Genomic DNA, 6,675 nt, shown 5'->3' with positions numbered 1-6,675 from the left:
TCCTTCATCAAGGCCGGCGGACGCGAACTCCGCGGCACTCGCATCTTCGAGACCACCGTCGCCTCCGTGCGCTGAACAGGAGAATGTCACCAATGAACCAGATCGCCGCCCCGGACACGAAACAGGCCCGCTCATCATCGCTGCTCGCCGTGATGGCCGAGCGCTATCACATGGACCCGCAGACCTTCGCCAATACGGTCCGAAAGACGGTGATGCCTTCCAATGCCACGAACGAGGAGTTCGCAGCGTTCATGATGGTGGCCAAGGAATACAACCTCAATCCCCTGCTCCGGGAGATCCACGCCTTCCCGAGGAAGGGCGGCGGCATCCAGCCCGTGATCTCGGTCGATGGCTGGGTGAGCCTGATCAACCAGCATCCTGAGCTCGACGGCTATTCCTTCGAGTGGGCCAGCACCCCCCAGGGCGAGCCCATCTCCTGCAAGTGCATCATGTACCGCAAGGACCGCACCCATCCCGTGGTGGTCGAGGAATTCCTTTCCGAGTGCATCCGGCCCACCGAACCATGGAAGATGAAGCACCGGATGCTCCGCCACAAGGCCCTGATCCAGGCGGCGCGCTACGCCTTCGGCTTCAGCGGCATCATGGATGCAGACGAGGCCGAGGCAATCGCCGCCATGAAGGACATCACGCCCGCCATGCGGCCGCAGATGTCGGATTTTGCCATGGGCGAGCCTGCTGCAGCGGCGGCAGCCGCAAGCCCGGCGGTCGGCACCGAGACTGTCGATACCGTGACTGGCGAAATCCCGGGCGAGGCACCGCATGCGGATGAAGACCCCACCGACGGTCCGAGCGCCGCCGATGCGTGGCAGCTCGGCCACGAGGCCCGTGGCGCTGGCAAAGCCCTCAAGGCGGTACCGCCCGAGTTCCGGACCCCTGAGATGGACGCGTTCACCTCCGCTTGGCAGGATGGCTGGAGGGCTCGCGACGAGGAGATCGCGACTGAGAAGAAATGAGCAGAGAGCCGTCCGACTCAGGACGGACGGTGAGCACCTCGACAGCATCGCTGATCAGAAAAAGGAGGATCCGTGACTGATAGCACTGAAAAGACCGGCCCGGAGGACAAAGTTCTTCTCACTCGGTCCAGGTGGGCGTGCCTGATGGCGTTCAGGCAGAGCCCGCATCTCATGACGCGGCCCTTCATGGGAACGGAACTGATCGTCATCAGCCGCCATGGAAAGCCGCACCCCGCGCCGCCGCCGATGCTTGACAGCCTTCGAAGGGCTGGATGGCTGGAGCAGGTGTCGATCGAGAGCATCCTAGGCGAAGGCTCGCCCTTTCGGTTCGGCAAGATGCCGAAGGCCTGGCGGATGACGGAGGTTGGCCGCACGGCAGTCGCGGCATGCCCTGAATTTTTCCCGGGCGAGCCGGCAGGCACGATGGATCACGGCGTCAATCATGACACGTGATCAGTAGGCTGATGAGATGCCTCGACCGCCAGCACGATTCACCGAGACCGACCTGAAGCGCGCCATCAAGGCAGCGCAGACTGCTGGCGGCGATGACATGGCCGTGCGGGTGCTCCCCGATGGCTCGATAGAGATCTACCGGAAGCTTCTGACGCCAGAGGAGCGGAAAGAACTTGCACCCAAAAGGGTATGGGTAACATGACTGCGAGCATGGCCAGGGCAAGACCGCAATTCGTTGAGAAGTTCCGGACGCGTCACGGAGCGATCATCTACTATTTCCGGGTTGGAAAGGGCGCACGCGTTCGCCTGCCGGACGAACTCTTTTCCGATGAGTTCAAGCGCGCCTATAAGGAGGCGCTGATGGCGCATCTGGCAGGGGAGCTGAAGGCGGACGACGGAAAGACGCTGGGCTGGCTTATCGATCAGTACCGTGAGAGCCAGCAATACGGCGAACTCGCCCAGGAAACCCGCAAGCAATTCAAGTACCAACTCAACCGGATGAAGGAGAAGGCTGGCAAGGCCCCTCTCCACGAGCTCACCAGCGCATCGATCGTGAGCGGCCGTGATGTAAGGCGGGGCAAACCGTCCGACGCCAACAAGTATCTCCGTGCATCGAAGAAACTTTTCGACTTCGCGGTGGAGCGCGGATGGCTGCGCGACAACCCTGCAAAGGGTGTCGAAAAGGTGCCGCTACCCAACAAGAGGGTAGGCTTCCTGCAATGGGAGGAGGATGACCTCAAGATGTTCGAGGCGCGATGGCCAGTCGGCACACGCGAGAGGCTGGCTATGGACCTGCTCCTCTATACGGGGGTCAGGCGCTCGGATGCGGTACGGCTGGGCAAGCAGCACATGAGAAGAAACGGGGAAATCGTCATACGCACCGACAAGAGTGTCAACTCTGGGTATCCTGTCGAGGTGACGATCACGATTCTACCCCCGCTCGCTCGCTCAATCGCAGCCACACCAACCGGCGACCTCACATTTCTAATCAACCAATTGGGCAGACCGTGGAAGAAGGAAAGCTTCGGCAACTGGTTCAAGAGGGCCTGCACCGAGGCCGGCATCAAAGAAGATGGCAAGGCCGCCCATGGACTTAGAAAAGTGGCCGCCACTCGCGCTGCGGAAGCGGGCGCCACCGAAGCTGAGCTGAACGCTATGTTCGGTTGGACCGAAGGCTCAGGCGAAGCGGCTCACTACATTCGGAGGGCAAGCCGCGCGAAACTTGCGCGAAGCGGGCAGGCGAAAGTCGTAGCCATTCCCCAAACCTTTCCCCAAACCGAGCAGGAGACCTAAAAATACTCAAAGTTATCAAAGGTATTTTTTAGGCGTGGTGGGCCCACCAGGACTCGAACCTGGAACCAGACGGTTATGAGCCGTCAGCTCTAACCATTGAGCTATGGGCCCCTCCACGAGCGGCATGGCTACATCAATTCGCGGGCGCATGCTATAGGCTCGCCATGATGGATCATGACTTGACACCGGAAGCCGCCGTTGACCGGCTGAAAACCCTCCATGCCGAGGCTGCGGGCGGCCTGAAGTCCTGCCTCGAGCGCTATTTCGACACCCGCCAGCCGCCCTCGGATGCCGAGCGGCGGAGCTTCTGCTACCCGGAGCTGCGGGTGGAATACCGGGCGGCCGGCATTCAGCCGCGGATCGCCCGGGCCTATGCCAAGTTCCAGGGCCCTGGCACCTATGCCACGACCGTGACCCACCCCGACCATTTCAGCCGCTACCTCGTCGACCAGTTGCGTTACCTGGTGAAGGACTATGGCGCGGTGATCAGCGTCGCGCGGTCGGAACAGGAGATCCCCTACCCCTATGTTCTGGAGCACGGCGACGACCTGGGCCGCAACGGGGTGACGGCGGCGGAGCTGGCGCTGCATTTCCCCACCCCGCGCCTTGCCCATGTTGGTGACGAGATTGCCGACGGGCTGTGGGAGAACAAGCCGGGGCAGCCATTGCCGCTCGCCCTGTTCGATGCCGTTCGGGTGGATTATTCGCTGAAGCGGCTGCAGCACTATACCGGCACCAACTGGCGCGCCGTGCAGCCATGGATATTGCTCACCAACTATCATCGTTACGTCGACCAGTTCGTGAAATGGGGACTGGAGCAGATCGCAGGCGACAGCCCTTATGCCAGCCTGCTTCTGCCGGGCGGTGGCAAGATCACGCGCGGCATGGGGGCGGCGGAGGCGGAGGCCATCATCTCCGGCTCGCAGTGGCACCGCTTCCAGATGCCGGCCTATCACCTGACGCGGGATGACGGGCAGGGTGTGACGCTGGTCAACATCGGTGTCGGCCCGTCGAATGCCAAGAACATCACGGACCACCTCGCCGTGCTGCGCCCGCATTGCTGGCTGATGGTGGGCCATTGCGGCGGGCTGCGCCAGAGCCAGCGCATCGGCGACTATGTGCTGGCGCATGGCTACCTGCGCCAGGACAGGATCCTCGATTCGCTGGTGCCGCCGGAAATCCCCATCCCGGCGCTGGCCGAAGTGCAGGTGGCGCTGCAGAGTGCGGCGGCGCATGTCACGGGCGAGCGCGGCGAAGCGCTCAAGGAGCGGCTGCGCACCGGCACCGTCGTCACCAACGATGACCGCAACTGGGAACTGCGCTGGAGCCAGGAGCTGCGCCGCATCAACCTCTCCCGCGCCATCGCGGTTGACATGGAATCGGGCACCATCGCAGCGCAGGGCTACCGGCTGCGCGTGCCCTATGGCACGCTGCTTTGCGTGTCCGACAAGCCGCTGCATGGCGAGATCAAGCTGCCGGGTGCTGCCAACGCCTTCTATGACCGGGCGGTGGGAGAACACCTGCTGATCGGGCTGGAGACCATTGAGCAGCTCCGGGGCAATGTGGGCCAGCTCCATTCGCGCAAGCTCAGGAGTTTCGACGAGCCGCCGTTCCGCTGACGCCCAACTGGCGCCGCAATCGGGATACATCCAATTGCCACTGGAAGGAGAAACCCATGCATCGTCTGACCCTCGCCGCCGCGGCCCTTGCCGCCACCCTTGCCGCCGCCAGCCCCGCTCTTTCTGAGGACGCCAGGATGCCCCGTCTCATCTCGCTCTCCGGCCATGGCGAAATGCGGATGGCGCCCGACATGGCCTTCGTGACCACAGGCGTCCTGAGCCAGGGTGTCACGGCGGCGGAAGCGCTTGCCGCCAACACCGCCGCGATGAACGCCCTGTTCGCCGCCCTGACGGGTGCCGGCATTGCCGAGAAGGACGTGCAGACCTCCAACTTCTTCGTTCAGCCGCGCTATAATTTTCAGGACGGCAAGGCGCCGGAACTGATCGGCTATGACGTGTCGAACACCGTGACCGTCATCGTGCGCAAGATCGGCGACCTCGGGCCGCTGCTGGACAAGGTGGTTCAGGCCGGTTCCAACCAGATCAACGGCATCGGCTTCGAGGTGTCGAAGCCCGACGCCGCATTGGACGAGGCGCGCAAGCTCGCCACCGCGGATGCCACCCGCAAGGCCAAGATCTATGCCGAGGCGATGGGCGTGAGCCTGGGCCGCGTCATGTCGATCAGCGAGGGCGTCAACTACCAGCCGCCCATGCCCATGGCCCGCGGCAAGGTGATGATGGCGGACGCCGCAGCAGCCCCCGTGCCCGTGGCCGCGGGTGAGCAGACGCTCTCGGTCGATGTGAACATCACCTGGGAAATCCAGTAGCGGCGTTTTTATTCCTCTCCCCCACCGGGGGAGAGGGAAGGGTGAGGGGGTCTTTCCGCGTGATGGCTGTCTGACGTTCTCACGAGCGGACACACCCCCTCACCCCTGCCCTCTCCCCCTGCGGGGGCGAGGGGGAATGGTTGTGTTCAAAATGGATGCATCGATCACCGGGAGGCACTAGTCTCCAATCCCATCATGCCGGTTCTCGAGCGCGATCCGTGGCGGTTTCAGTATTTCGAACATGTTCCGTGTCCGGAGCATGTGATTATTCCGACGGACGATCCGGATTGCTGGCTGCTTTACCCGCGGCACGCATGGGTTTATGACAAGCTGCGTATTGCCGGGACGCAAGGCCTCGACGCGGGGCCGCATGGCGTGGCGCCACGGTCATTTCCGGTGTTCTCCAAGCCCATCGTGAACCTCCGGGGCATGGGGATCGGCAGCCGGGTCATTATCTCCGCCGCCGAGATGGATCATCATTACCAGCCGGGCCACATGTGGATGCCGGTGCTTGCGGGTGATCACGTCTCAACCGACTGCGCGGTGCTCGACGGCCGCATCCTGTGGTGCCGGCAGGCGACGGGCGTGCCGTGGACGGAGGGCATGTTCCGCCACTGGACCGTTCACGCCCGCCCTGCCCCAGAACTGGAAGAGCGGCTGGCAGGCTGGGTGGCGCGGCACATGCAGGGCTACAGCGGCATGATGAATTTCGAGACCATCGGCGGCGTCATCATCGAAGCGCACCTGCGCTTCGCCGACCAGTGGTGCGATCTTTATGGCGAAGGCTGGGTCGAAGCGCTGGTGGAGCTCTATGCCTCAGGCCGCTGGCAGTTCGCGGACGGCGGCAGGCGGGACGGCTACTCGGTTCCGCTCTTCGCCAGGCATGGCCAGCGCTATACGCACCCGCCCGCAGCACTCCAGGCCGAGGTGAGGGCGATGGCGCAGGTGACGAGCCTGCAGATCACCTTTCATGAGGGGAAACCGCCGGAAGACCACGCCATGCCGCCGGGAGGCTTCCGCCTCGCCGTCATCAACGCAACAAGCCTCAACGCCGCGCACGCAGCACGGCGGAAGCTGGCGGAGGCATATCCCGCAGGGCTCATTCTGCACCAGGATTAGCCCTTACGGCGCCCCGGGCGGGGCGTTGTCTCTTCAGTCTCGTCATCGCCCACGTGAAAGCGGTGCAGGATGCGATGGTAGACGGGCGCCAGCATCAGGCCTGCGATGACGAAGAGCAGCAGGCCCGAGGCAATCGCATAGAGCGAGGCGAAGATCTTGCCGCCGGTGGTCTTCAGCGGCGTGACCGGGCCCATGCCGGAGAGGATCATCGCCGCATTGGTGAAGGCGTCGAGCACGCTCATGCCCTCGAAATACATGTAGCCGCCGCAGCCGAGGAGCAGGGACAGGAGGACGGTGGCCAGCGACCAGAATCCGTTGCGGGTGAGGCGGTAATGGAACACCGCCCGCGGTGCGACCGGTTCATGCTTTCTCTCATAGTTGAAAAGCCTGCGCATTTTGCGATTCCGCCCGGTTCAGAGTGTTGTCTTATTTGATCCTTCGCAAGGCGGG

General features: G+C 63.4%; 8 protein-coding genes and 1 tRNA gene. 7 read left to right on the top strand and 2 right to left on the bottom strand.

Features of this window, described 5'->3' with window-relative positions:
* The first annotated feature begins 92 nt into the window (after positions 1-92).
* From ACILRA_RS02475 to ACILRA_RS02460, 4 genes are all read left to right on the top strand, one after another.
* Entirely contained in the window at positions 93-974 is an 882-nt protein-coding gene (locus ACILRA_RS02475; RefSeq protein ID WP_395660507.1) for a RecT family recombinase, read from the top strand.
* A 144-nt stretch (positions 975-1,118) separates the two neighbouring features.
* Complete coding sequence (locus ACILRA_RS02470; RefSeq protein WP_395660506.1) at positions 1,119-1,427, top strand: hypothetical protein; 309 nt, start codon at positions 1,119-1,121, stop codon at positions 1,425-1,427.
* A gap of 16 nt (positions 1,428-1,443) precedes the next feature.
* Positions 1,444-1,629, top strand: a complete 186-nt coding sequence (locus ACILRA_RS02465) for a hypothetical protein (protein ID WP_395660505.1) — start codon at positions 1,444-1,446, stop codon at positions 1,627-1,629.
* On the top strand, positions 1,626-2,720 hold the full coding sequence (locus ACILRA_RS02460) for a tyrosine-type recombinase/integrase (RefSeq protein WP_395660504.1): 1,095 nt from the start codon (positions 1,626-1,628) through the stop codon (positions 2,718-2,720). The genes ACILRA_RS02465 and ACILRA_RS02460 overlap by 4 nt, the downstream gene beginning before the upstream one ends.
* 35 nt (positions 2,721-2,755) lie before the next feature.
* Here the strand turns inward: ACILRA_RS02460 and ACILRA_RS02455 are convergent.
* Positions 2,756-2,831: transfer RNA gene (locus ACILRA_RS02455), tRNA-Ile, on the bottom strand.
* Positions 2,832-2,884: 53 nt separating this feature from the next.
* Between ACILRA_RS02455 and ACILRA_RS02450 the strand changes: the two genes are divergently transcribed.
* The 3 genes from ACILRA_RS02450 (at position 2,885) to ACILRA_RS02440 (ending at position 6,225) form a co-directional block, all read left to right on the top strand.
* On the top strand, positions 2,885-4,339 hold the full coding sequence (locus tag ACILRA_RS02450) for an AMP nucleosidase (protein ID WP_395660503.1): 1,455 nt from the start codon (positions 2,885-2,887) through the stop codon (positions 4,337-4,339).
* 56 nt (positions 4,340-4,395) lie between these two features.
* Positions 4,396-5,106, top strand: coding sequence for an SIMPL domain-containing protein (locus ACILRA_RS02445; RefSeq protein WP_395660502.1), 711 nt, complete (start codon positions 4,396-4,398; stop codon positions 5,104-5,106).
* A gap of 195 nt (positions 5,107-5,301) precedes the next feature.
* Positions 5,302-6,225, top strand: coding sequence for a hypothetical protein (locus ACILRA_RS02440; protein ID WP_395660501.1), 924 nt, complete (start codon positions 5,302-5,304; stop codon positions 6,223-6,225).
* Here the strand turns inward: ACILRA_RS02440 and ACILRA_RS02435 are convergent.
* Positions 6,222-6,620: a hypothetical protein gene (locus ACILRA_RS02435; RefSeq protein WP_395660500.1), complete on the bottom strand. Its 399-nt coding sequence runs from the start codon at positions 6,618-6,620 to the stop codon at positions 6,222-6,224. The genes ACILRA_RS02440 and ACILRA_RS02435 overlap by 4 nt on opposite strands.
* Positions 6,621-6,675: the final 55 nt, after the last annotated feature.

The organism is Aestuariivirga sp. (genome assembly GCF_044239095.1).
In the GTDB taxonomy this organism is placed as follows: domain Bacteria; phylum Pseudomonadota; class Alphaproteobacteria; order Rhizobiales; family Aestuariivirgaceae; genus Aestuariivirga.
Note: the sequence above shows the minus strand (reverse complement) of the source record. Positions and strands in the feature narration are given on the sequence as shown.

Bases quoted from the DNA above. Each gene is read 5' to 3' on its own strand.
- ACILRA_RS02475 (WP_395660507.1), top strand. From the start codon at position 93: ATGAACCAGATCGCCGCCCCGGACACGAAACAGGCCCGCTCATCATCG.
- ACILRA_RS02470 (WP_395660506.1), top strand. From the start codon at position 1,119: ATGGCGTTCAGGCAGAGCCCGCATCTCATGACGCGGCCCTTCATGGGA.
- ACILRA_RS02465 (WP_395660505.1), top strand. From the start codon at position 1,444: ATGCCTCGACCGCCAGCACGATTCACCGAGACCGACCTGAAGCGCGCC.
- ACILRA_RS02460 (WP_395660504.1), top strand. From the start codon at position 1,626: ATGACTGCGAGCATGGCCAGGGCAAGACCGCAATTCGTTGAGAAGTTC.
- ACILRA_RS02450 (WP_395660503.1), top strand. From the start codon at position 2,885: ATGATGGATCATGACTTGACACCGGAAGCCGCCGTTGACCGGCTGAAA.
- ACILRA_RS02445 (WP_395660502.1), top strand. From the start codon at position 4,396: ATGCATCGTCTGACCCTCGCCGCCGCGGCCCTTGCCGCCACCCTTGCC.
- ACILRA_RS02440 (WP_395660501.1), top strand. From the start codon at position 5,302: ATGCCGGTTCTCGAGCGCGATCCGTGGCGGTTTCAGTATTTCGAACAT.
- ACILRA_RS02435 (WP_395660500.1), bottom strand. From the start codon at position 6,620: ATGCGCAGGCTTTTCAACTATGAGAGAAAGCATGAACCGGTCGCACCG.